Genomic DNA, 24,859 nt, shown 5'->3' on the forward strand with positions numbered 1-24,859 from the left:
TTCCGAACAAGGTGTGAGACTTAGCGGCTGGAGACGGCCGTTCAAGTTCAATCGATTCGATAATAGCGGTCACCTGGACCGAGACGCCACACGCTTTTTGGCGTTCTCAACAGCTTTTCCCAGGTTGCTCGTTCTCTCGACCGCGACTGATATTCTTGCCCCTTACGGCCACCCCACGCGACGAACCAATCCGCGTGAAGATTTCCTTGCCACGTGAGGCAAGCAGCGTTGGCCGACAACCTGGCAAAGCCCTTTGAACGGGCTCACAGTTCGCGCTTTCGGTCAGAGAGAGACTCTAGACCTATGGTCTGCGGACGAATTTCGAAAGAAACGATCTGTATGAAATTTACTGACATCGGACTGGCCGAACCTTTTCAGCGTGCTTTGGCGAAACTGAAGTACGAAACGGCCTCGCCGATTCAAGCGGAAGCCATTCCCGTGATCCTGAATGGGAAAGACCTGATCGGTTGCGCCCAAACAGGCACCGGCAAAACGGCTGCTTTCGCGTTGCCGATGCTGCATCGCTTGCTGGAAACGCTGCCACCTCGTGAGCCCACCCCACGAGTCAAGGGAAAGCGAATGTCGAACAAGTTCCAAGGGCCACCTCGTCCGCTGCGAGCGTTGGTGTTGGCCCCAACGCGCGAACTTGCCGCACAAATCGGCGAGAGCCTGAAGAAGTACGGCGGTGCGACTCCTTTGAAGCATACCGTTGTGTTCGGTGGCGTTTCGCAGAACCCTCAAGTGCGCGATCTTCGCTGGGGTGTCGATACGTTGGTCGCCACGCCGGGCCGTTTGCTCGACCTGATGAACCAGGGCCACATCAATCTTTCGCAGCTGGAAATCCTCTGCTTCGACGAAGCGGACCAGATGCTCGACATGGGCTTTCTGCCGGCGCTTAAGAAGATTGTTGCCGCGGTACCTGACGATCGCCAGACGGTGATGTTCTCGGCGACTATGCCTCCAGAGATTCGCCAGTTGGCCGAAAAATGGCTGACCAATCCAGTCTCGGTGCAAGTTGCTGCGGTGGCAGCCCCGGCCGAACGGATCAAGCAGTCGGTCCACTTTGTCGACAAGCGACAAAAGTCGGCGCTGCTGTCGCGTTACCTGCAAGACACGCCACGCAGCCGCACGCTGGTGTTCGTTCGCACCAAGTATGACTGCGACAAGATTGTCCGATTGCTGGAAAAGGATGGCATGCGTGCCGCCGCGATTCACAGCAACAAAAGCCAAAGCGTTCGCAGCCGCACGCTCGCTCAATTTAAGAGCAAGCGTCCTCCGGTTCTCGTCGCGACCGACATCGCGGCCCGTGGTTTGGATGTGAACGATGTTTCCCACGTGGTCAACTTCGACCTGCCGGAAACGCCGGAGACGTACGTCCACCGCATCGGCCGCACCGCGCGTGCTGGGGCGGAAGGAGTAGCCGTTTCGTTCTGTGCCGGGGGCGAACGCCGCCTGCTCAAGCAGATCGAACAGCTGACGCGCGTTTCGATTCCTGTCGAACCGGCGCTGGAAGGTTTCGAGACAACCGATCCGATTCCACGTGAAGACTCCGGTCGCCGCGATAGTCGTGGGCGCGGACCACGTGGTGGCGGCGGTGGTGGCGGTAAGCGACGCTTTGGCAGCAAGCCCGGCGGAAGCAAACCAGGCAAGAAGCCACGTCGTTTCGGTACCAACGCCAAGTCGGACGAACGCAGCGGCGAAGATCGTCCTCCGAAGCGTGAAAAGCCAGCCACGGCCAGCCGCTTTGGCAATAAGAAGAAGCCGAATCGCTTGGGCAGCAAGCCAGCTTCCGGCCAACAGGCCAAGCAAAAGCGACGCCGACCGGCACCTGCCAAGGGTTAATCCTGCGGCATCAAATCGATAAAAGAAATCGGCCTGGGATAGCGATTGCCCCCAGGCCGATTTTATTTCGAATGTCTGCCACACGGCACGCGTTAGTCGTTCAAAAGACCAGACAGCAGTCCGCCGGTCCGCTTGATCCTGAACATCGTCGTCGTGCCGCTGATTTCATGCGAGACAACAATCGCCGGCTCGGTGAATGGACTGTCGCCACGCGAAACGTAGTCGATTCCTTCCGGTCCCGCGTCGATCAAGTTTCGCGAGTACTCGACGAACTCAGGACGAATCGGATTGGTGATATCGTACAGCATCACGCCGCCGACACGTTCCATGCCGATGAACGCCCACGTACTGCCGAGATCGTTGCCGACGTCAATCGCTTCCGGCTCAGGTCCTTTGTCGTCGCTACGCGAATCGAATTCGTCGATGTCGCCTTCTTGCGAGTTGAAGTAATCAGGAACCAGTGCGGCAGTGATTGTTTCAAAGTCGTTGCCACTGTCGTAAATTTGAATGGTTTCGCCAAACGGGGTGAATAGCCACAAAGAGAACGAACGAGCGCCGTAGCTGTAAATCTCGTCGTGATCGCCGTCGCCATCGAGGTCGCCGGTTGCCAGCGTCGAGTTCAAACGCCCCAAATTTTCATCTTCCTGCAGGAGCTCTGCATCTGGAAAAGCTTCTTCGTCGAGAACCAAGTCTTTAACACGTTCCTCTTCCGAGAAGCCGTCGTAGTCGCGGGCATCTCCTTCGTTGGCCGACGCAATCAACGTGAACCCCAGGAACCGCGTCGAAGAGATCGCGTCTGGCTGATACATTCCCTTCGTCGGCCAGGTTTGGATATTGATTCCTTCGTCGCGATTGGAAGCATCCATCGCATTTTCTGCCAGCGTATGATCTTTGTAACCGAGTGGATTGACGGACAGCACCTTCTTCGCAGAAATGCTTACCACTGCGACGGCGTTGTTTTCCTGGCACGAGACGTAGGCCGTACGTGAATCGGCCGAAACGGCGATGTATTCTGGTTCCAAGTCTTGAGCAACTGATGCGCCTGGGCCAAAGATTCGCACGCCGGCAGCCTTCAATGCGGCTTCGTCCCCGTTGAACGATTCAAAGCCTGCTTCAAACACTTTGGGATTACCAGGCTTCCGAACGTCGATGATCGAAATTGAACCGACAGGGTCGACATCGTAGTCGTCGTTGGGTTCGCCTTCGTTGGCTACCAATACGTAGCGTCCGTTGGGAGTGAAGGTAACCATGTCCGGCAGGAAACCTGCTTCTGGCTCGGCCAGGATCGAATAGTTGTTGGCGTCGACCAACATCACTTTGCCACGGACGCCCGTTTCTTCCGCGGCGATAGCAATCGCCACAAGTCCTTCATAGCAAGCCACGCTGTTGACGTCGCCAGCTTCAATTTGTTCCAGCAGAGAACCGGTGCTCGCATCCAAAACGTCGACCGTTCCATCGACTGCGTTCGTCACGAAAACCTTCTGCGTTGACGCGTCGAACGCCGCGATTTCCGAGGCCCCTTCCCCGCCGGCAGCCGTGTATCGCCAGGCTTCTTCCAGAGCAGGCGTGCCGAACAGAAAATCCAATGGGCCAGCGAACGCTGTGCCCGCCAACATCAGCGATGCGAGAATCGCACCACTCACCGAAAGCAATTTCATCCAGGTGATCCTTCATCTATGGGTGTGTCAGAAAAGACAATAAGCCGACAAGTTTCCAGAGGAAATGTTGGCAACCGATGAAGGCGTGATGAATAACTTCGATATATTGAAAGCGGGAAAGTTCGGTATCGAAAAACCGTGAAGTCGTGGTAAAGAATCGATGACGAAGCCAGATACGCCCTACCAACGCCTGACCGCTGCGGCAGCCCAGGTAACGATTGATGCAACGTATGACGACCTTGTCGTGCAGGCCGACGTGCAAGGCTTACGCGAACTGGTCGAGCGAAATCGTGATGTTTTAGTAAATGCACGCACACACTTGGGGCCGGAGTGCTGCGTTCCGCTGGTGAACGAGCGTGACTTCTTTGCCAACAACAGTAACAACATCGTCTACCTTCGCGATCTAGGTAGGCTGTTTCGCGCTGAAGGGATCTTGGCTGGTTTCGAGAAACGTTATGAAGATGCCGCCCAGGTGGGTCTCGATCTGCTGCAGCTGAGCAATGCCACCAGCCGGGGCGGTCTGAAGGTAGATCACATGACCAGTTGGATGATCACGCTGCAAGGAATTGATGTCATCCGTCGTTGGCGCACGGCGTACGAAGCGACGTTTTGCTCGCGATTGTTGGCTGCGGTTTTAACGCTGGATGCCCAGCGTGATTCGTGGGAAGTGGTCGTGCAGCGCGATCGCGAATGGGAAATTGCCGTCGACTACGAGGAGGAACCGACCGATTGGTCCGAAGCCGAACTTTCGGACGAAGACAAAGCGAAGATGTCAGCAGAGGAAATCGCCGACTACGAAGCGATGATCGAAGATGCCCAGAATATGTCGGACGACGAGCGCGTCGAAATGAACGACTTGTGCGAAAACCGACACATCTGCGTGATGCGATTGCTGATGGTCGATTTAGCCATTCGCGTCTATCAGGGAATGACCGAGAGCTATCCGGAAACGCTGGAACAATTGGTGCCAGGCGTGCTGGAAACGGTTCCACTCGATCCCTTCACGCAGGACGATTTCATCTACCAGCCAATGCTGATTGTGCCGCGTCGAGCCGATGACTTTCTGCTTTACAGCCCCGGGCCAAGTCAGCACGATCATGGAGCGACGTTCGGTCCCTTCCCTGCCGTTGCGGCTGGAGTGGCTGACTTGTGCTTGGACGAGCCTGACTATTGGGGCAATACCTGAGAGGCGTCGTCGGCGTCGGACGTTTCAACTTCCGCGCCGGATGATTCCTCTTCCTGCTTCGCAATCGATTGGAACGCTTCGATTCGCATTTGAATATCTTCCGGGTGATCGTACCCTTGCAGGATCGCTTTCTTGAGTTGCTTTTTCGCGTCGGCAAAACGCCCAACGGTGGCGTAGGCCAATGCCAAATTAGAGTGACCAACCGCTAACGTATCGTCCAGTTCCACCCCTTTCTCCAGATGGGCAACCGCTTTGTCGTATTGCTCTTGGTGAATGTAGAGTGCCCCGAGACTGACGTGCAGCTCGGCATATTCCGGTTCCAGCTCGAGGGCTTTGCTGTACAGCTTCTCCGCTTCGTCGAAGTCGCCTTGAATCCGGCATACGATTCCTTTGTTGACGTACGCTTTGTGGTACTTCGGATCGGCTTTGATCGCTTTGTTGTGAAAGCGGATCGCTTCTTCGTACTCGCCCAGCTCGACGTAGCAGTTGCCAATTAACGTCAGCACTTCACTCTCAGTAAAGTTCGACCGAGGCTTATCAAGCGACTTCTGCAGCTCACCAATCGCTGCGGCATAGTCATTCTGCTCGTAATAAACAGCACCACGCTCGACGAGGTAATCGCCCGAAGGAGAAACATCGCAGCCGCTCGAACCGAGGAGCACGAGGAGACAAAGAATGAAAGGAAACTGCTTCAGCATCATTACCTGGCCGACTGGAAATGGGGAGAGATGACGAGGAGCTTGAGATTTTAGCGTTATCTTTGGAACGCTACCATATTTCCTGCGTGCACGAACACCTTCCGCGCAACAATACGCACGATAGCATGGGCAGACGCCCACGGTCTCGCAAAATAAGCTAACCACTTTGCAGAAACCGACTGGACGATGGCTGCTAGTTGGTCGAAGGCGTGGTAGTTGCTGCGTGGTGAATTAAGCCCCGCCTGCTTCTTCGAGCTTCGCCATTACTTTTCGCCAACCAAGCGACTTCGCGAGCATATAGGGGGTCATGCCGTTGCTGGCTGGTCGCTTGGGATCGGCTCCATGGGCGAGACAAACCTCGACGCCGTCAAGCGAGCCAGCGAGGGCCAACTGGTGTAAGAACGTGAAGCCGTTGTCGTCTGGTTGGTTCAGCATCTCAGGATTGCCGGCCAACGCCTCCTCGAACGACGGACGCATGTTGACTGACATGGGGTGCTCGGTAGCGGCTACTTTTTTGTAGTCTTGCGGTTCTTCTTTCGCGCTGCCAAACAGTTTGCCGAAGAATCCTTGCTTCTTGGGTTCTTCGCCGATGTTTTCTGGTGGAACCAAGTTGACGATTCCGACTTGCCCGAAGTCGAAGCCCCACGCAGCATCGTGCTGGCGACGCTCGCTGCTGCCCATTTGTTGCCGAATCAAGTCGACGGTGAAACCGCCGTAGACTTTGCCAAACACGACATACATCCAGTCGTAGATCTGCTTGCCGGAAACTTGGACGATGTCTCCTTCCTTCACCGAACGAAGCGAATGGGGCGAGTTGATCAGTGTGCCGGTCAGCTGCCGACCATCGAAGTCGACATCGACCAGCCACATTTGTTCCGCCTCCATTGCATTGGGATCGTTCGACTGCATCTCCGGCGGATCGCGAAACGTCGCTTTGACGACCGCAAGTTCCAGCCCCGGGATGATGCGGCGACGCTCCCAGGCCATCTCTCGCCAGAAGTACTTGAACGTCTGGCGAGCCTTTTCGGCCGCTTTCTCCATAGCGGGATCTTCGCCAGGGGTAAGAAAGATAGTGGTTTCAGCTTCAGACATCGCGGCTGGCCCTCGCAGATAAGATGGGATGAGAAGTGCGGGATGCCTTCAGTTTACTGAAACGGATCCTTAATTCCAAAATTTTTCTTGGCGCGTTCGAAACGAAAACGCCCACGCAATACGTGGGCGTCTCAGCCGTTTCATTTACAAGCGTAACGACTAGAACGGCAAGCCTTCTGGCTTGGAACTGTTCGCGTCACCGTTTGCGTCGGAGCTGTCGCTCTTGTCAGCATCCTTGGGTGGATCCATGCGAATGAAGAGGTAGTGCTCGGTGCTTTGTGTACCGAAGTGAACTAGCACGGGAACTTCATCCTTGGTCAAGTTATAGATACCGGTCTCGAAGACGGTCGACGAGTTATCGCCGACGGTGAACGCACAACGCTGCGTCTTCTTGTCGACTTTCCCTTGCACGAGGTACGTCTTGTTGGTCGAGTTATTCAGATACGAACCACTAATGATCCCATTTCGATCGACCGCCAACTGAATGACGCGAGTCGGGGAAGGATCTTGCTCGCTGGTCGAAATGGCAAACGTTCCCAGCGGCAGGAACTGCTCGTCCTGGCTATCAGACTGCGAACTGTCGGTATCGGAAGAGTCGGACTGCGTGTCGGATGGCTGGACGGTCGCCAGGTCCATCGCAGACTGAGCATACTCTTGCTGCGTGCCGACATCTTGTCCGTTGACGTAGACCGAGTTGTCTTCGTAAACGACGTTGCCCCCGGAGCCGTAGTCGTAATAGACCGGAGTGCCCCAGCCCCATGCGGGGAACCATGCCGTCATGCGTCCCCAGGTAACGCCTCCCCACCAATACCACCAGTCGTGATGATGCCAATCGTGTTGGTAATACCACGGTCCGAGGTTCGGATGGTTGTGGCTCCACCAATCACTGCCAGGCCGATTCCAGTTGAAGTGATTTTCGATGTTCTGCGAGATATGAGGATGATCTTTGCTCCACCAATCGCCACCAATGTTGATGTTATTGTTGCCGATGTGAATGTTGTTATTGTCGTGGATATTCTGGATCTTATTGCCAATGTTTCCGTTGTTGGTGAAGTTCTGAATCTTATTGCCAATATTCGAATGATCCTTGTTCCAGAAATCGCTGCCAGGCTTAGGGCCGTTGCCACCGAGCCATTGCTGAATTTTCTGATCGGCGTTGGGATGGTTCTTGCTCCATGCGTCGCCACCTGGGAAGCCAGATCCCTTTGCTTTATCGGCCCACTGCTCGAGCTTCGTCGCACGATCAGGATTGTTATCAAGCCAGCTGCTCAGCTTGTTGGCCCCCGCACTGCCAGGCCCAACAATGTTGTTCAGCTTATTTTGAAGCTTGTCGGACGCGTCCGGAGGGAACGCGGAATGAAGCATGCCATCCGCTTTCGGCCCCCCTTGCAGGCCGAGAAAGCTTTGCAGCTCGCCGCCGGATGGACGTCCACCGTTGGGCAAGTGAGTCGTAAACGAAGGGAAACCGGCATGGCTTTCGCCGATACCAGCCAAGCCATCTCCGGCGTGAAGCGAAGTGGGATTAAGCGTTCCAGGGAATCGGCCAGCGACACCGCTCGTTGGCAAGTTCAATTGACCGGCCGGCAAATGAACACCCGACGGAAGATGCATACCACCGACGTTGCCACCATGAAAGCCGCCGGCTCCCAAACCGCCACCGCCAAAGTTACCGGAGAGTCCAGCACCGCCAGGTCCGCCTGGGTGAAAGCCACCGCCACCCATCACACCGCCGCCATGGAAGCCGCCTCCGAGACCGCCCATACCGCCACCATGAAAACCGCCTCCGCCGTGGAAGCCAACGGCGTATGTGGTCAGGGGGAACATGGCCGCCGCGAGGACTGCCCAACACCAAGTCATGAGTTTCCGAGTCATGGAATTACCTTCTGCTGTTTTGTGCGTGTCTGGGGAATCCTAGTTGCTTTGACGAACGAGTTTGTCGGGGCCACTTCCAGGCAATGCCTGGCCGTCCACTTCCATGTCGACGAGGCTCAACGAAATTTCGTTCTCGGAAACTGGACGAATTACCTGTGTGAACGAAGCACGCCGACCATCGGGCAGCTTCACCACCATCGGACAACGCCAACTGCCTGAGTCTGCAGGTTGGTAGGTTCCTTCCCCAAAACTTCCGTCTGCTTCAAACTGCCAGCAGCGGATTTCTTTCTTTTCGTTATCCCAGCAAATGATCTGCATGCCCCAGTGGCCGAGCCCTTGCTTGGTTGCAATCTGATAGTCGCGGACAAGATAGTTCCCGCCAGGTCCCCAGAAAACGTGATTGGTGACTTGCAACTTGTCGGTTGCGTCCGACCACGTTCCGACCAGCCAGGCCAATTCGTGAAGCATGCTGCCAGGCGTTGTGACCGAAACGGGAACATCCATTTCGTCCACTTCGCTGACCAACCATTGATTGCCCTGCTTAAAGAGTAGGGCCGACAACCGCGAGTACGAAACCGATTTGTCAGTATGCACCACTTGGGTCGAGCACTTCACGCTAACCACCGGCGGCGAAACGACGCGAAAGGAATTCAGCGTTAACGACAACTGAATTTCGGGATCTGCTTTGAACAGCTGTTGGTAAGCCTTCAAGATGGCGTCGCGACCTTCCAGCGTCGCATCGACCGATGATTGACGGTGGACGCCAGACTCTTGCCAAAGCTGGGCGATGGCGGCGGCATCGTGTTTGTTGAATGCCGCTTCAAACTGCTGAAAGAAAGTTTTGAGCTCTTCGCCAGGTGGATCGAGCTTGGTCTCCGCCTGCTGAGCAGATGCGGTGGTGGCGAGAACGAAAAGCATTCCGCCAGCCAAAACCATGCGACCGACCGCCGCGATGTTTATTTTTTGCAACGTCGAAGTCAAGAAACGCACTGGACGCCCCCCTATTGGCTTTCTCGGTAGTAGTGCCCCTCTGGTGGTGATTCACCCCAAATTATAGGTGGCGTTTTTTCCGGGGTGCAATAAAAGTGCGGAAAGATCGCCAGAGCGGTGCGGCACTTCATCGGAGTTTCATGCTACTTGCGCATTGTTGCCGGGTTACATCGGTATCAGGTAATACATCCAGGCTTTAATTCGCACGGTGACGGTGCTAATGATCTGAAACGGCTTGCCGCTCTCGGTATAGATGGTTGCCATCCCGGCGGTTCCCATCGGCAAAGACTGAGCCACTTCGGCATCATCCAGCTTGATCTTCACGGCAAACTTGCCGTTCGACTTCACCGAAGCGGCACTTGCCAATTGACCGGAAGTGACGAACTGCCCTTCTCCGCTGGCCTGAAGAACCGAATCGACGGTGCCTGCGAACACTTCTCCGGGATGGTTCTTTAAGGCAATCTCGACACGGTCGCCGGGGGCCACATTCTTGATAATGTTCTGACTGAAGATCCCAACGACATCGACGTCGGTCGTATCGACGAACGTTCCCATTGGGGCGAACGGAAAGGGAACAGCCATCGTCCCTTCGCGTACCTGCCAATTGGTAACAAAGCCATCCGCTGGGGCATAGACGACGCACTGCTGCAGATCAAATGTTGCCGTATCGAGTTGAGCTTGAGCGACATCGACTTGCTGCTTGGCCGTTTCCAAGGCAAAGCCAGCCTCTTCTCGTGCGGCGCCAGCTTTTTGTACGCTGGCTTCGGCGGCGGCGACTTTCGCTTTGAGCTGGGTAATCTCTAATGCACTGACGGCCCCCGCGGAACGCTGGTTGGCGTCTTCTTTTGCGGCGAGATCGGCTTTGGCAGCCTCTAGGCTGGCCGTGGCTTCTTGAATGGAAGCATCGGCCACTTTCAAACCAGATTGCAGCTGCTCGACCGACTTCTCTGCTGCGGACAACGCAGCGGTACTTTGATTGACAGCGAACTGGTAAGGCTCTGTTTGAATTTCAAATAGAACATCTTTCCCCTTCGTCAGCGGCACGTTGGGCTGGGCTTTAATCTTCGTGATTGGCCCTTTGACTTGAGGAACGATTTGGATCGTATGCCGCGTTACCACTAACTGGCTGGAGGTAGGCGCAGAGAACTGCCAAAAGATGACAATTCCTCCGACGGCGATAACACCAATCACCGCACAAACGGCCAAGTTGATTGGCGTTGGCTTCACCTTCAATTGAATGTAGAAGAGCCAAATGCCGGTCACGTACAAAATGATGAACAAAGCGATCATGGTTTGCTTGCCTGAGAGAAGGGCTTAGTTGGCCGACTTTTTGACGGTTGCGAGTTCCGCTTGCAACTGGGCGACTTGTTCGCGAAGCCGCTCCACGTCCGATTCGGCCGAGCCTGGCGAAGCTCCGAAAGGAATAAACGCCCAGATAAACGCCAGCGGCCAGGTAATGCCGCCGAGCGCCAAACCAATCCAGCTGGCCGCATTGATCGCGGTGGCATGCGGATGATTTCGCTGCTTGGCGATATTCCCTGGCAAAGAACCCAGGGCCACAATCGCCGCGACAATCACAAAAAACAAAACCGCGATCACGAACCAGGCAAAGTACGTAGCAAAGTCCATCCAATCATTCCTAGACAGAAAGGCTTTTCAGTGGGGGTGCTGACCCAAGCGGCTTTCAGTCTAGCAGAGCTTATGCGCGGCGTCACCGTTTTGCGTTAAGAGTGAACAAGATCTTATTGCAGCGGCATGCTAAGCCAGCAACGCATCGATGGGATGATGCTCTTCGACGCCGGTCAGCTTGAAATTCAAGCCGCGGTGCCGGAATGTCAACTTGGCATGATCGATCCCCAGGCACTTGAGAATCGTCGCTTGGACGTCATGCACGTGGACTTTGTCCTCGACGACATTAAAGCCGAGCTCATCCGTTTGACCGAGACTAAATCCGGCCTTCATACCACCCCCAGCAAACCACATGGTGAACGCTTGCGGATGATGGTCGCGTCCTTGGCTGCGTCCCAAAGCGGCACTTGCTTCCACCATGGGTGTGCGACCAAACTCGCCTCCCCAGACGATCAATGTATCGTCCAGCATCCCACGGCGACGCAGGTCTTCTACCAGCGCGGCACAAGCTTGATCGGTTTGCAGACACTGCGAACGAACACCTCCTTCGACATTGCTGTGGTGGTCCCATCCGGCGTGATAGACTTGAACGAAGCGGACACCGCGTTCGGCCAATCGACGAGCCAGCAAACAGTTATTCGCAAACGTCTTCTTGGTATCGCTGGGATCGGCACCGTAAAGCTGCATGGTCTCCTGCGACTCTTGCGAGAAGTCCATCAACTCCGGCGCGCGAGCTTGCATCCGGAAGGCCATTTCGTAGGCATCCATCCGCGTCTGAATTTCAGGATCGCCAACATCCCCCAGCTGACGCTGGTTGAGCTGACGAATCAAATCTATCGAATCGCGTTGGGCTTTCACGTCATAGCCAGGCGGGTTGGAAACATGCAGGATTGGATCGCCTTGTCCGCGGAAGGGGACGCCTTGATGGACGGACGGCAAAAAGCCTGCGTTCCACATCGCGGCACCGCCGCTGAGACTGCCCCCACTTTTCAGCACGACAAACGACGGCAAGTCGTTGGCTTCGCTACCAAGACCATAGCTAAGCCACGACCCCATACTTGGCCGACCAGGCACACCGTTCCCGGTATTGCAGAACAGTTGCGCCGGCGAATGATTGAAGTGGTCGGTGTGGACGGATCGCAAGATGGAGATATCGTCTACCACTTTCGACAAGTGGGGCAACATCTCCGAGATTTCCGCCCCACTCTGGCCATGTCTGGCAAACTTAAAGCGTGGCCCCAACACGGCCGCATCGGGTTGAATAAACGCGTATCGCTGTCCAGCAATGACCGAAGGAGGAATTGGTTTGCCTTCCATCTCGGCCAGTTTCGGCTTGTGATCGAACAATTCCAATTGACTCGGAGCGCCGGCCATAAACAAGTAGATGACCCGTTTCGCTTTTCCGGGGAAATGCGTCGGCTTGGGAGCGAACGGACTTGCCGTGTCGGCCTGGGCTTCGCGCGTGCCCAAGCCGGACTCAGCCAATAGCGAAGCCAAAGCAATCTTACCGAGTCCGACACCGCAGTTACGAAAGAAGTGCCGGCGAGTTTGGGTGTGCAACCAATTCATAGGGGGCTGGTTCTTACTTAAGGTTTCGTTATTGCTTCGTCCAAGTTCATCAAAGCACGAGCCACCATAACCCAAGCGGCGTCGTTGGGATCGACCGACTTGGCGCCGCCGATCGCCTTCACGTCGAGCTCTCCGTCACGAAGACGCGTATGCTGACTGGCGTGAAACTGCAGGATCGCTTTCAGCTCTTCCGATTCCGGTGGCCGAGTGAGCAATCGCCGGAAGAGATTCTCCGCAATTGCTTCGTCACTATCAGCTTCGTCTTTTGCCGCGGCAGCCATTGCCTGAGCAAGTTCGATGTACATCCCGTCGTTCAAAAGTGTCAACGCTTGCAGCGGCGTATTGCTGCGGTCTCGCTTGGCGGTACAGACTTCGCCGCTAGGAGCATCGAATACGGTAAACGCAGCGAACGGTGCCGTTCGCTTACTGAACGTATAAATCGATCGGCGGAAGCGATCTTCTCCTCGGGACGGCGTCCATTTGAAATTGCCGTAGGCGAGTGCCGTCACACTTTGCGGCTGAGGGGGGAAGACCCCATGACCATACATCTTGTCGGAGAGCTTTCCACTGGCCGAGAGCACAATGTCTCGCACCATTTCCGCATCGACACGTAGCCGCGGCCCCCTGGCCAACCATCGGTTTTGTGGATCACCTTCCCCTTGCTGCGAATCTTGCTGATAGGTCGCACTGAGAACGATCTCGCGATGAAGCGATTTCATGGACCAGTCGTTTTCCATCAACGAACACGCGAGATAATCGAGCAATCCGGGATGGCTTGGCGGGGCCGACTGAGTACCGAAGTCGCCGCTACTTTCGACCAAACCACGACCGAAGAAGGCCTGCCAGGCTCGGTTGGCAACGACTCGCGCCGTGAGCGGATTCTCTTCATGCACCAGCCATTGAGCCAGCTCCAAACGGTTTCTGGCCTCCGGCAACTTTTCGCTGGCGAGAAACTCAGGGACGCGTGGGGGGACTTTCTGTTTCGGGCTAAGATATTCCCCTCGATGATGCAGATGGGTCGCGCGGGGATTGTCGTCGGGACGCTCCTGCATGACCATTGTCGAGGGAAAGCTCGGCAGCTGAGATCGCAGCTTATCGATCGGCTTGCGGGCCTCAGCCAATTCAGGGGCAATGCTCAAGTAGTATCGCTCTAGCTGGGCTTGTTGTTCCTCGGTAAGTGCCGCAGCATCCAGCGTTAGCAGTTGTTCGATTTCGACCGGAAACGCATTAGCCGTCAGCTTTTTATCTGCCGAGGCAGCCGACATGCGGAAACGCCCCAGACTGGCAGCGAAGTGACGTTCAAAGAGAAGCTCTACCTGCAGAGTCCCAGGCTTGGTGATTGGATTGGTTAGATTCACGATCAGTTGATTCGACTTCCCATCCTGTCCAGCGTTCCCCCAACCGCTCGAGCCATTCCCATCCAGGACACTCGATGCATCTGAATTGGCACCTCCGATGCTATGAGAGGCATTGTCAAGCGTTATCGGCTGGCCATCGAACTTGGCCGAAAGTTCACTCAGGAAAAAGTCTCCTTGCCGCCCTTCGTAATAGGCTCGCCCTGGCCCTCCGGCCGGCAATCGTTCATCCGGTATCACTTCCAGGCGAAGTGCCGTTAGTGGCAACTGCTTCTCATCGATTGAAAAGCTAAGCGTGAATACGTCCCGCTTGGTGATATCGCCACTGGAGAAAATCGAACCATCTTTTAGTGTTTCCAGCTTCGGCAAATTGCTTTCCAACTTGATTGCTCGCAGCGTTTGCCAAGGGGCTGATTGCCGCTGGGCCTCCTTTCGCCATGCTTCTTGCTGGGCCTGAAGATGGGTTTGTCGGCGATCGGACTCCTCCCCTTCTCCATCGATTGCGGGGAACTGACTGGGGAGTTCCGCTTCCAGTTTTTCGATCTGAGCGAGAACCTCTTCCCGTCGCTTAACAACCTCAGGCGACTTTAACAGCAGCCCCGGTTCATCGGCATTGTTCAGTAGTGCCATGAACGAGTAGTAGTCGGTATGCGTGATGGGATCGTACTTGTGCGTATGGCACTGGGCACAGCCGATCGTCAGCCCGAGCCAAACCGTTCCGGTGGTAGCCACTCGATCGACCATCGCATAGTGTCGATATTCGAGTGGATCGATCCCGCCTTCTTCGTTCAACATGGTGTTGCGATGAAACCCGGTCGCGACGAGTTGGCTTTGCGTTGGATCTGGCAGCATATCGCCGGCAAGCTGCTCGATCGTGAATTGATCGAACGGCATATCTTCGTTGATGGCACGGATAACCCAATCGCGATAGGGCCAGATGGAACGTTCTCGATCTTTTTCATAGCCATTGGTATCGGAGTAGCGAGCGAGGTCTAACCACTCCCTGGCCCACCGTTCGCCGTAGTGCTGCGAAGCGAGCAATTGATCGACCAGCTTTTCGTAGGCGAGAGGATCTTGGTCGTTGACAAATGCGTCGGCCTGTTGTGGCGTAGGTGGCAAACCGATCAAATCGAGATACACGCGGCGAACCAACGCATAGCGATCTGCCGCCATGGCTGGCTTCCGCTCGGACGCTTCGAGCTTGGCTAAAACGAAATGATCGATTGGCCCGTGCGTCCAGTCTTGCTGGGACACTTGAGGCAGCGTCGGCATTGCGGGTGGGACGAAAGCCCAATGCTTTGCGTAACGAGCCCCTTCCTTGATCCAGCGATGGAAAAGCTCTTTCTGCTCGGCAGTCAGGGTATCGTTCGTATGGGGAGGAGGCATTTGCAATTCGGGATCGGTAGAAATGATCCGCTCCCACAGCAAACTTTCCTCAGCCGACCCTGGCACAAGGGCACCGTAGTCGATTGCCGCGTCTCGCTCGTCCAGTCGCAGATCGGCTTCTCGATGCGACTCGTCAGGGCCGTGACATGCAAAGCATTTCGACGCGAAAATCGGCCGTATGTCTCGATTAAAATCGATCGGCTCCGCAGCAAAGACTGCCCCTGCAGAAGCACACCAGACAGCAAGCAGCAAAGAAATGGAGAGAAAGGACTGGTATAGTGGCATACGCCCGTTTCATGAATTGGCGAGGTGGGAATGTTCAGTGCGTACGCTGGTAGTATATCCCCACTTCGCCCGATTTGCCAATCCTTTTCATGGCTTACGCCGTAAGACCAGCCGGTCTTTGGTCGTATCAAGCGGCAGCCCTTTGTGTACCGCCATGTGGACGGATGACAATTAACGGACGTCAGGAATCCCGAGATCTTCTTCCGGCCGCGGCCCAGGCGCCGGCCAATGGAAGCGACGTTCTGATTCCAGGATACGAACATCGTTGATGCTGGCCTCGCGGCGACGCATCGCCCCTTCCTCGTCAAACTCCCAAAGCTCGTTGCCATACGCACGGAACCACTCTCCTTCAGCATTGTGGTACTCGTACTGAAAGCGGACTGCGATGCAGTTATCGGTAAAGCTCCATAGTGATTTCGTCAGACGATAGTCGAGTTCTTTTTCCCACTTATGAGCCAAGAACTCTTGGATCTCGTTTCTCCCTTGAACGAATTGACTTCGGTTTCTCCACTGCGAATCAATGGTGTACGCCAACGAGACCCTTTGTGGATCGCGACTGTTCCAAGCATCTTCAGCCGCACGAACTTTGGCGAGTGCTGTTTCTCGATTGAAGGGTGGTCGAATTGCAGACATGGCTTACTTTCTTTTCGTTAACAATTTTAAATAGAAACACTTGCGATCTGCGGGCAAGCATGATGCGACGGAGAAATACGAAGGATCAACGTTTCCCCTGTTTGCCGAGGAACTCGCGGATCAGATGGGCGACCTGAGCTCCTTCTTCTTCCAATACAAAGTGGCCCGTATCGAGAAGATGAAATTCGACGTTCTTCAAATCCCGCTTGTAGGGATAGGCCCCAGCCGGCGGAAAGATCTGATCGTTCTTGCCCCATGCGATGAGCGTTGGAGGCTGATGCTCGCGAAGGTACTTCTGCCATTCTGGATAGAGCGGCGGGTTGCTTCCGTAGCTGTAGAACAAAGCCAACTGAATTTCCTGGTTCCCAGGCCGATCCAACAGTGGCTGCACGTGGCCCCAGTTATCGGGGCTGATCGCTTCAGCATCGCGGACACCGTGAGTGAATTGCCACTTGGTGGCATCAAGTGTCAGGAAGTCTCGCAAAGCATCCGCATGCTCTGGCGTTCGCTCTGCCCAGTAGGTTTTGATTGGCTTCCAAAATTCGTTGTCGATGCCTTCTTCGTACGCATTGCCATTCTGGACGATCAATGCGTCGACGCGTTCAGGATGCTTGACGGCCAAGCGAAATCCAATCGGTGCTCCATAATCCATCACGTAAAGCGAGTAACGCTTAGCGCCAACCTTTTCGGTGAACTTCTCGACGACTTCTGCCAGGTGATCGAAGGTGTATTCAAACGCTTCGACCGCTGGTGCCGAGCTGTTGCCGAACCCAGGGTAATCGGGCGCGACCACATGGTACTTGTCCGCGAGCTTGGGAATTAAGTTGCGAAACATGTGGGAAGACGTCGGAAAGCCATGCAGCAGCAAGATCGTGGGAGCGTCTTGCGGGCCTGCTTCTCGATAGAAAATATCAAGACCGTCGACTTCGACCGTACGGTATTTAACTTGAGCCGAATGATCGACCTCTTGAGCTTGGCTTACGCCGTTTAACAACGCCCCTAGAAACATGGCTGCCATGATGGCGAACAGCGCTGGTACTTTCATTTCTATTTCCCTTTCCGTTGAAATGATTTATTGACAAACTCATGGCCGACCAACCAAACAGACAGGTCTGTCGTGTTGGTCTTAAAAAAAGGGATAGGAGCATGCCCCTACCCTTTGCTTTCTTAGCCCTCTACCGCATCAATCATTTGCATGGCGGCAGCCTTGGCAGTGTCGGCGGATTTGGCCGAACCTTCGAGCACCGCGGTAACAATCGCTCCTTCCACTAACAACGAAATGGCGGGGGCAATCGCTTTGGCCGCTGTGGCGTTGTAGTCCTGCTCGATGATCTCATGAATCTTTGCATGAAACCGCTGCTTGTGAGCCGATGCAAATTGCGAAGCTTGATGACTTCGATCCGCTAATTCAACCGCAGCATTGATGAAGGAGCAGCCCCGGAAACCAGACTGCTGAAACCACTTTTTTAAGGCGGCAAAAAAGCCTTCCAGTCGGGTTCCTCCTTTTTGGACGGACCGCTGAATAGACTTCTCGAACATCTCGTCGACGTCCGTTTCTCGTTTTTCCAACGCAGCAAGGATCAGATCGTCTTTGGAAGGAAAATGGCTGTATAGCGTCGTCTTGGCAACATCCGCCTCGGCAATAATCCGGTCGACACCCACGGCACGCACGCCTTCGGAATAAAACAACTTCTCTGCCGTACTTAAAAGCCGTTGTCGGGCACTCGATTTTCTTTCGGTTTTGCTCATGCCCCAATCATACAGACCTGTCTGTTTTTAGCAAGGACTGATTTTAAACTATTTGAATCTGCCTCTGCGGTATGCGCTTCGAAAGCGGCCCCAGCAGTGCAGGAATCGACCAGTTGGCTTCATCTTGACGGCAATGGAAGCCAGACGTATTCTCAAATAAGTGTATCTACCGACAGCTATTCGCTACGTTTTACGGGGAAAGAGTCTGATGAATCGTCTACGGCGGTTTATCCTTTGGGGCATGATGCTTGCTGTCTTGGCAAGCTTCGTCGCAGCCTCGTTCCCTGTTATCGACTCCCTCTCCAAGTCGAATCGTCTTTCTAACTCTACTTGGAAAGAATCTGGTTCAAGCTCTTTCGGGAACGTGACCCTCTTCTTCTCCGAGTCGGCCGTCCGATCTCGCTCTGAATCATCAGGCACACTTCGCTTCGAACCGCTTCGTGTTCCGCTGTCTGTCTGTGAAATGCCTGGCTGTGACGACTCCGTTGCGGTCGTCGATTCTATTTTTTCTTCAGGACACAACCGATGCCACGTTGTGTCTCTACGATCTCTAAAAACCCGCTGGCAGATTTAAACGAACGCCGAGCTTGTCGGCAATCGTGATTCGTTTTCTGGCCATTGTTTAAGGGCGATCCGCCGGTTTCACTTCCCTGGTGAAACATGCGCGGATCGCGAAGGGTTTTCTATGAATCGTAAAATTTCTCCTACCGCCAAATTGGCGGACTCCCATACGCCTGACACGGTTTTAGCGCGGGCAAAGCAGTTGATACGGCAACAGCATTACGGCCAAGCATTGAACTTACTTCAAGCAGCCGGGAAGGACTTAGAATCGAAGAATGCGAAAGGGGTATGCCTATTGCGGCTCGGTCAGTATGAAGCAGCCGTCAGCCTGTATCGCGAGATCGTCTTCAAGCAAGGATGCGTTTGGGTTCGACCAGAGGTGCCGACTGAATACAAAGTCAACTTCGCGACCGCTCTACTTCTATCCGGCCGTAACGAAGGTGGCCTGAACGTTCTATCCCAAGCCATGGACGAGACCCACCCAGGCGTTCAGCGACTACGCCGCTGCATCCGCCAATGGAAAAAAGGATTCACCCTTTGGGAGCGTGCAATGTGGATGCTAGGTGGAGCGAACGACATGAAGTCCCAAGTTATGCTCGACTTCGAGCCAGGTTTATTTGAAGACGGTATCGTCCAGGAATAAGTGCCTACTCGCAACGGTATAACTTCGCGAGACATCTTTGGCGGCAGAAACAAATCTTTTCTGCCGCCAATTGCTTTTACAGGGGAGCACAATATCTGCGCGACTTGATCTAGGTGTCTGTTGTCTTCTTAACAAAACCTAAATTGCAGACCAAGCACCTGCTGACAGCGATGGCATGCTGTGTGCTGCATACGCTTTAAACCGTAGCCAGGCGGCCTTTCTCGCAGCAGCGCGAGCGAACCCCTAAGCAGTTAGACAATGGTTTCAGAGCTTCTTAAGGGACGCTGATCGATGAACAACCACTCTGATCGGTCTATTGGTCGCCTCTTCGCTAAAGCCAATGACGATTCCGACCCGTAGGAGAGAACTCATGAACGTGCAATCATTTCGCGAACGTCAACAGACGGTCATGTTAGAGGGCATTGTGGGCGAACCGGTCCGCGTTTCTTATACCGATATTGGATCAGGACCGCCTATGCTACTGCTGCACGGGATTCCTACTTGGTCGTTTCTGTTTCACGAAATGATCGATGATCTCGCCAAGCAATATCGTGTCATCGCGCCGGATATGATTGGCTATGGGTTTTCGGATCGCCGCGATTGCTTCGATCGCTCGATCGAAGTGCAAGCCAACATGGTCGAGCAGCTTCTGAAACATCTCGAAATTTCATATGCCCACTTTGTTGCTCACGATATAGGGGGTGGTGTGGCAATGATTGTCGCCGACCGTTCTCCAGAGATTGTACGTTCGATGGTGCTTTCCAACAGCGTCGCGTATGACAGTTGGCCCATCGAAGAAATGCTTTCTCTTGCGAATCCTGACAACACCAAGATGTCGCCAGATGAGATGAAGCAGTTTCTGTCAAAGACTTTTGAAGTTGGCCTATCACGTCCGGAAAAAAGAACCGACGAGTTTAAGAACGGCATCATGGCACCGTACTTGGATCAGGAAGGAATTCGAAGCCTGGTTCGTAACGCGGCCAGTTTGAATACCAATCACACCACTTCGCTGACAGCCCGACTCAACAAGCTTAATCAGCCAACTCTATTTCTGTGGGGTGAAGATGACAATTGGCAACCCATCTCGACTGCGGAACGTCTCGTGGAAGACATGCCTCATGCCAAATTGACTCCGATTAAGAAGTGCTCGCACTGGGTCCCTCAGGACGCCCCCGATGAATTTACCAGAGAGACGCTGAACTTCTTAGAGTCGGTCGACGCAAGCGTGGCAAACGCCTAAGGCAACCGCCACTGCGAATACCAAATCGCGTCTCTTCCTCAGGTCGATTTTGCTTCGGAAGAGACGCTTGAAAATGTGCTAAGGAATGGGCGTCCCTTGCATGATGAACGAGGCGGTCAGGACGACGGCGACGGCCAGCAGATTGCAGAAGATCATTAATACCCACCACGGCAAGGAACTGCGTGCCGAGTCTCGGCAATGCCGCGTACCGCGAGCGTAACCCGCAAAACCGACCGCAAATGACAGCAGTGCGACAAACACCATGGTCATCCCCAAACAGGCAACAGCCCATCTCGGTTCGGCGTTGGGCATAATCTTGGCAATGGCCAGACCAGTTGCCATCGAGGCGAGCCCAGTACGAATCCATGCCGAGCAAGTTCGCTCTTCCGCCATCAGTGCACGATCGACGCCTGTCATCGGATTAGAAACCTCCGCAGCCGTTGCCACCGTTTCATTTTCACTTGTCATAAGCCGCGTGATCCGCAAGTTGTTGGGTTCGTTGTTGCCGCAAGATGTCTTCCATGACCTCTAGCTCGGTGTAATACATCGCACTCGGATCAATCCGCTGCTCTTCAAGCCACTCTAGATGCTTTCTCATGCCTTTTTGCCGGGCATACGCTGGCAGGATAACCAGCCAAAACACCGCCATCAAAGCAACGGCAAGACCAAACGCCAACCGCTTTTTCAACAGAGTATCGAACATCATGGGGTCACCGATGTGGGAAAGACAACTTTGAACATCAGGTAAGCCATCAGCAACGTTAAACACAAGTTGAGCGTCTGCCCGCAAACGTACAAGATCAACGGCTTCCCTCCTTGCAACTGTGGTAAGAGTTGCTTGAAGTTGGTCTCGAGACCGATACAAACGAAGGCAAGACAGAACAACCACCCTCGCATGGTTTTGGTCGAACCTTTGATCATTGCGTCGACCAGTTCAGGGCCAGCGGTCAGGACGGAATAGAGCACAGAAAACAAAATCGACATCGCTAAAAAGCCCAGGACAAACTTAGGAAATCGATACCAGATTTCAGAAATGCCAACGCCAGGCGAAGAGGCATCTCGTTCGACGTAGCTAACCCAATAGATGGCCACGCAAAATGCTGTTACTCCGATCAAGATGTTTTGGATCATCTTCACCGTCGCAGCCACTTCCAAAGCTTCGTCCCCCAAAACGGCCCCGGCCGCAGCAACGGCTCCTGTCGAATCGATCGTTCCCCCAAGCCAGGCACCACCTAAGATCGGATCCATCCCTGTCGCTTTAATGATGGCTGGAAGAATCACCATCATGATCACCGTGAAACTAAGTGACATGCCGATCGCCAGCGAAAGCTCTTCCTTTTTGGCTTTACATGCTGCGGCGGTCGCGATCGCGGCGGAAACGCCACAAACGGACATGTCGGCCGAGACAACCATGTTCAAGGATCTCGAAGGAATCTTGAGAAACCTCTGGCCAAACCAATAGGTCGCAACCAGTACGATCGGCGTCACGACCCACGCCACGAACACCCCAGGCAGTCCTAACGCAAGCAGTCGATTCATCAGGACCTCAGCCCCTAACAGGACCAGGCCAGTCTTGATAAAGAACTCCGTCATAATCGCCGGCCGGACGAACGACGGTGTACCGATCGTGTTGCTGATAATCAAGCCAACCAGCAGGGCCCACAAAGCGTACTCTAAGTTATATGCCTTCAGAACAGTTTGACCTGCCAAGACATAGGCCAATGTGGCGAGTAAAAAGACAAGCGGAAACGCAACGACAAACCGCTGGACTGACTTTCCGCGAATCTTCATTGCGGCGGCATAAAGTACCAGTAGAACGAGAAACGCTCCTCCGATCCCGACCAGCTTTCCGCTCAATGAATGGAACGGGTTCGACTCCCAACCGCCAGGCTTAGCCAAGTAGGAACTCAACGGGCTGATAACTTTCAGCGGCTCGCCCAGTTCAACGCTTTCGGCTAAACCGTCTGGACGGCCAAGCCAAACCGCAGCGAAAGCCAACGCCAGTAGCAGCGTGCCGCACCAAATGGCCCACCAATCTTCGTTGGTCTTCATATCTTCCCACAGACTGGGACGAGCCGGCGGCTGGGTGATTTCGGCATCGCCTTCGTTTTCAATCGCAGGGGGATTTGGGGGAGTGCTCATCATGAACCTCTAAAAGTTGGCGGGGAGGGAAACGGGGGCAGGAGAACGTTGGCAGGATTCTTTCTCGCACGGGCCTTCAACTATTTCGACCACGCATTGGCTTGTCACATCGTTTTAGTCCGTTGCGTTTCGCATACTTGCTCGGACTAACTGCAACAAGCGAATCAATTCTTTCTTGTCTTTTTGCTTGAGCCCTTTGAGCAACGAGTTTTCAAACTCACGCAGTTCTTCACTCACTGGGCGAACCAGCTTTCGTCCCTTCGCGGTAATGGCGACATAAACCGTGCGGCGATCGCTTTCAGAGCGACTTCGAGTAACAAGCTCGCGATTCAGCAGGCGATCGACCAACGCTGTCACTGCTGGCACAATTTGCACGAGCCGTTCGCCGATTTCACCGCATGTCAACGGACGATCCTCCATGTCCAAGATTCGCAGCAAGTTGTACTGCGAGAATGTCAACTCGCGCGGACGGAAGAATTGAGACAACTGATTATCGAGCTGGTCGCCGGTTCGCGTGAGACTGACAATTGCCTCTTGAGAGACACTCGCAAATGGCTGGCATCGCTTCAGTTCGTGATAAAGATCGTCCATCAATTTGAACTTATATGAAGGTGGGGCGGTGAAAGAAGGAAGGCATCAACATTTCCGTTGACGGATTATAATCTTATGCATAAAATAAAAATCGATCAAGCGATTCCCCATTCCTTTTCGAGGTCTCAAGCGAAAACCTCGAGTTGTCGGTTGCTTTCCCATTCCTCCCTCCCCTTATTGGCCTGCCATGCAAACCATTGCTATCATCGGAGGCGGCTTCAGCGGAACGTTGTCGGCCGTCAACATCACTCGCTTTGCTCAATCGCCGCAGCGGATTGTGATCGTTAACTCTGGTCGTCCTTTTGGAAGAGGGACGGCTTACGGCACGACACGGAACGAACATCTGCTGAACGTCGCGGCGCGAAACATGTCAGCGTTTCCTGACCATCCCAATCACTTCGTGGAATGGTTGCGTTCGCGCTGCGATTTCGACAGTCTTACCGATGAAGTTTTGCGAGAAACGTTTATTCCTCGTCGGATCTATGGAGACTATATTCGCAGCCTGGCCGCACATTACCTGGGCAACGCGGATCCACGAAGCCAGATTAATTGTCAGGTCGTGGAAGACTCCGCAGTCGACATTGAACCGCACGGCCAAAATGGAGGTGTCGTCGTGCTTGAGAACGGAGATCCTATCGAAGCGAATGCCATTCTTTTGGCCACCGGAAATCAGCCTCCCTTCGGATTGCCAGGGGCAACTAAACTGGCCAACGACCGACGCTACTGCACTAACCCTTGGAAGAATTGGCACGAGAACGTTCCCAGCGAAGACAAGCATATCGTCATTCTAGGAACTGGCCTGACGGCGGTGGACGTGATCGTAACGTTGCGAAAAAAAGGCTGGAACGGCAAGATCACTGCGATCTCGCGAAACGGCATTCTGCCGCAACGTCACTTCCGAGGCATCGAATGGCCGACAGCAATTCCAGACGACGGCCAGACACGTACGCTGAAAGAACTGGTCAAGTTGATTCGCCAAGATTGCGATCGCCTGCGCAGTGCCAGCCAAAATCCGGCAATCGCGGTCGATAAGCTTCGTAGTCAAACGCAGCAGCTTTGGCGCAATTTATCGGTCGACGAAAGGAAGTTATTCCTAACGAAATATGCCGCGGAATGGAATGCCATTCGACACCGTATCGCAGGCCCCATTCACGACGCGGTTACCGACTCGATCGACTGCGGGCAACTCACCATCGTTCCGGCTCGTATCGAATCGCTTGTTGCCGGCGAGCATTCCATCGAAGTTAACTTGGCTGCAGGGGATAGCGATTCGACCAAAATCGACGGCGACTACGTGATCAATTGCACCGGCCCCAAGGCCCGCTTCTCTGATTCGCAAATCCCACTTTATCGAAACCTGTTCGAGCGTGGCCTCGCTAAGCCAGATGAAATGGATATGGGAATCGAAATCACCGACGACTTCGCCGTCGTGAACCGAGACGATCAGGCCTCCAACAATCTCTACGCCATTGGCCCAATCCTCAAAGGGACGCTGTGGGAAACTATCGCGGTTCCTGAACTTCGCCAGCAAGCGATGACGGTCGCCCAGACCATCCTGAAGCAAAAACCTGTTCAATGGTCCAGCCAAGACACGATCGAATACCGAATCTAGTTGTCCGAACGGTTAGACTAAATAAACATTTCGCCCTTCGCCGAACGCATTTTGGCAAGGGTTTTTCTTTTTGCTAGACGCGAGGATCTCCGGCATTGGCTTGCGTTTTCACGGAGATAAGAAACT

21 protein-coding genes are annotated in these 24,859 nt (G+C 54.3%); 5 read left to right on the top strand and 16 right to left on the bottom strand.

Annotated elements, in window-relative coordinates; all coding sequences use genetic code 11:
- Positions 1-339: 339 nt before the first annotated feature.
- Positions 340-1,842: a DEAD/DEAH box helicase gene (locus tag LA756_RS10615; protein ID WP_224439854.1), complete on the top strand. Its 1,503-nt coding sequence runs from the start codon at positions 340-342 to the stop codon at positions 1,840-1,842.
- Between the two features lie 92 nt (positions 1,843-1,934).
- On the opposite strand, the gene LA756_RS10620 is transcribed toward LA756_RS10615, so the two are convergent.
- A complete protein-coding gene (locus LA756_RS10620; RefSeq protein ID WP_224439855.1) occupies positions 1,935-3,500 on the bottom strand; it encodes a choice-of-anchor I family protein in 1,566 nt (521 codons plus the stop codon).
- A 160-nt stretch (positions 3,501-3,660) separates the two neighbouring features.
- Between LA756_RS10620 and LA756_RS10625 the strand changes: the two genes are divergently transcribed.
- A complete protein-coding gene (locus LA756_RS10625; RefSeq protein WP_224439856.1) occupies positions 3,661-4,686 on the top strand; it encodes a hypothetical protein in 1,026 nt (341 codons plus the stop codon).
- On the opposite strand, the gene LA756_RS10630 is transcribed toward LA756_RS10625, so the two are convergent.
- The 11 genes from LA756_RS10630 to LA756_RS10680 all read right to left on the bottom strand — a co-directional run bounded on the left by LA756_RS10630 (position 4,668) and on the right by LA756_RS10680 (position 17,944).
- Complete coding sequence (locus LA756_RS10630) at positions 4,668-5,387, bottom strand: tetratricopeptide repeat protein (RefSeq protein WP_224439857.1); 720 nt, start codon at positions 5,385-5,387, stop codon at positions 4,668-4,670. The genes LA756_RS10625 and LA756_RS10630 overlap by 19 nt on opposite strands.
- Positions 5,388-5,615: 228 nt before the next feature.
- Entirely contained in the window at positions 5,616-6,476 is an 861-nt protein-coding gene (locus LA756_RS10635) for a DUF2314 domain-containing protein (RefSeq protein WP_224439858.1), read from the bottom strand.
- Positions 6,477-6,635: 159 nt separating this feature from the next.
- Positions 6,636-8,348 (bottom strand): hypothetical protein, encoded by a 1,713-nt coding sequence (locus LA756_RS10640; protein ID WP_224440485.1) that lies wholly within the window; start codon positions 8,346-8,348, stop codon positions 6,636-6,638.
- Between the two features lie 39 nt (positions 8,349-8,387).
- Positions 8,388-9,338: an SgcJ/EcaC family oxidoreductase gene (locus LA756_RS10645; protein ID WP_224439859.1), complete on the bottom strand. Its 951-nt coding sequence runs from the start codon at positions 9,336-9,338 to the stop codon at positions 8,388-8,390.
- A 165-nt stretch (positions 9,339-9,503) separates the two neighbouring features.
- Positions 9,504-10,628: an HlyD family secretion protein gene (locus tag LA756_RS10650; RefSeq protein ID WP_224439860.1), complete on the bottom strand. Its 1,125-nt coding sequence runs from the start codon at positions 10,626-10,628 to the stop codon at positions 9,504-9,506.
- 24 nt (positions 10,629-10,652) lie between these two features.
- A complete protein-coding gene (locus LA756_RS10655; RefSeq protein WP_224439861.1) occupies positions 10,653-10,967 on the bottom strand; it encodes a DUF3302 domain-containing protein in 315 nt (104 codons plus the stop codon).
- 129 nt (positions 10,968-11,096) lie between these two features.
- A complete protein-coding gene (locus tag LA756_RS10660) occupies positions 11,097-12,536 on the bottom strand; it encodes a DUF1501 domain-containing protein (protein WP_224439862.1) in 1,440 nt (479 codons plus the stop codon).
- Positions 12,537-12,553: 17 nt separating this feature from the next.
- Complete coding sequence (locus tag LA756_RS10665) at positions 12,554-15,562, bottom strand: PSD1 and planctomycete cytochrome C domain-containing protein (protein ID WP_224439863.1); 3,009 nt, start codon at positions 15,560-15,562, stop codon at positions 12,554-12,556.
- A gap of 171 nt (positions 15,563-15,733) precedes the next feature.
- Entirely contained in the window at positions 15,734-16,195 is a 462-nt protein-coding gene (locus LA756_RS10670) for a nuclear transport factor 2 family protein (protein ID WP_224439864.1), read from the bottom strand.
- An 85-nt stretch (positions 16,196-16,280) separates the two neighbouring features.
- A complete protein-coding gene (locus LA756_RS10675) occupies positions 16,281-17,204 on the bottom strand; it encodes an alpha/beta fold hydrolase (RefSeq protein WP_224440375.1) in 924 nt (307 codons plus the stop codon).
- A gap of 158 nt (positions 17,205-17,362) precedes the next feature.
- Complete coding sequence (locus LA756_RS10680; RefSeq protein WP_224439865.1) at positions 17,363-17,944, bottom strand: TetR/AcrR family transcriptional regulator; 582 nt, start codon at positions 17,942-17,944, stop codon at positions 17,363-17,365.
- A gap of 685 nt (positions 17,945-18,629) precedes the next feature.
- Here LA756_RS10680 and LA756_RS10685 point away from each other — a divergent pair.
- The gene (locus tag LA756_RS10685; protein ID WP_224439866.1) at positions 18,630-19,148 is read left to right on the top strand and encodes a M48 family metallopeptidase; all 519 of its coding nucleotides are present in this window, start codon (positions 18,630-18,632) and stop codon (positions 19,146-19,148) included.
- A 370-nt stretch (positions 19,149-19,518) separates the two neighbouring features.
- Positions 19,519-20,388, top strand: a complete 870-nt coding sequence (locus LA756_RS10690) for an alpha/beta fold hydrolase (protein WP_224439867.1) — start codon at positions 19,519-19,521, stop codon at positions 20,386-20,388.
- 78 nt (positions 20,389-20,466) lie between these two features.
- Here LA756_RS10690 and LA756_RS10695 read toward each other — a convergent pair whose 3' ends face one another.
- The 4 genes from LA756_RS10695 to LA756_RS10710 form a co-directional block, all read right to left on the bottom strand.
- Positions 20,467-20,856 (bottom strand): YidH family protein, encoded by a 390-nt coding sequence (locus tag LA756_RS10695; protein ID WP_224439868.1) that lies wholly within the window; start codon positions 20,854-20,856, stop codon positions 20,467-20,469.
- Positions 20,846-21,094 carry a hypothetical protein gene (locus LA756_RS10700; protein WP_224439869.1) on the bottom strand — a complete coding sequence of 83 codons (249 nt, stop codon included), beginning with the start codon at positions 21,092-21,094 and terminating at the stop codon, positions 20,846-20,848. The genes LA756_RS10695 and LA756_RS10700 overlap by 11 nt, the downstream gene beginning before the upstream one ends.
- The gene (locus tag LA756_RS10705; RefSeq protein ID WP_224440376.1) at positions 21,091-22,530 is read right to left on the bottom strand and encodes a YeiH family protein; all 1,440 of its coding nucleotides are present in this window, start codon (positions 22,528-22,530) and stop codon (positions 21,091-21,093) included. The genes LA756_RS10700 and LA756_RS10705 overlap by 4 nt, the downstream gene beginning before the upstream one ends.
- Positions 22,531-22,644: 114 nt before the next feature.
- Complete coding sequence (locus tag LA756_RS10710; protein WP_224439870.1) at positions 22,645-23,121, bottom strand: MarR family winged helix-turn-helix transcriptional regulator; 477 nt, start codon at positions 23,119-23,121, stop codon at positions 22,645-22,647.
- A 187-nt stretch (positions 23,122-23,308) separates the two neighbouring features.
- Between LA756_RS10710 and LA756_RS10715 the strand changes: the two genes are divergently transcribed.
- Positions 23,309-24,733, top strand: a complete 1,425-nt coding sequence (locus LA756_RS10715) for an FAD/NAD(P)-binding protein (protein WP_224439871.1) — start codon at positions 23,309-23,311, stop codon at positions 24,731-24,733.
- Positions 24,734-24,859: the final 126 nt, after the last annotated feature.

This window comes from Bremerella sp. TYQ1, from assembly GCF_020150455.1.
Lineage (GTDB): Bacteria > Planctomycetota > Planctomycetia > Pirellulales > Pirellulaceae > Bremerella > Bremerella volcania_A.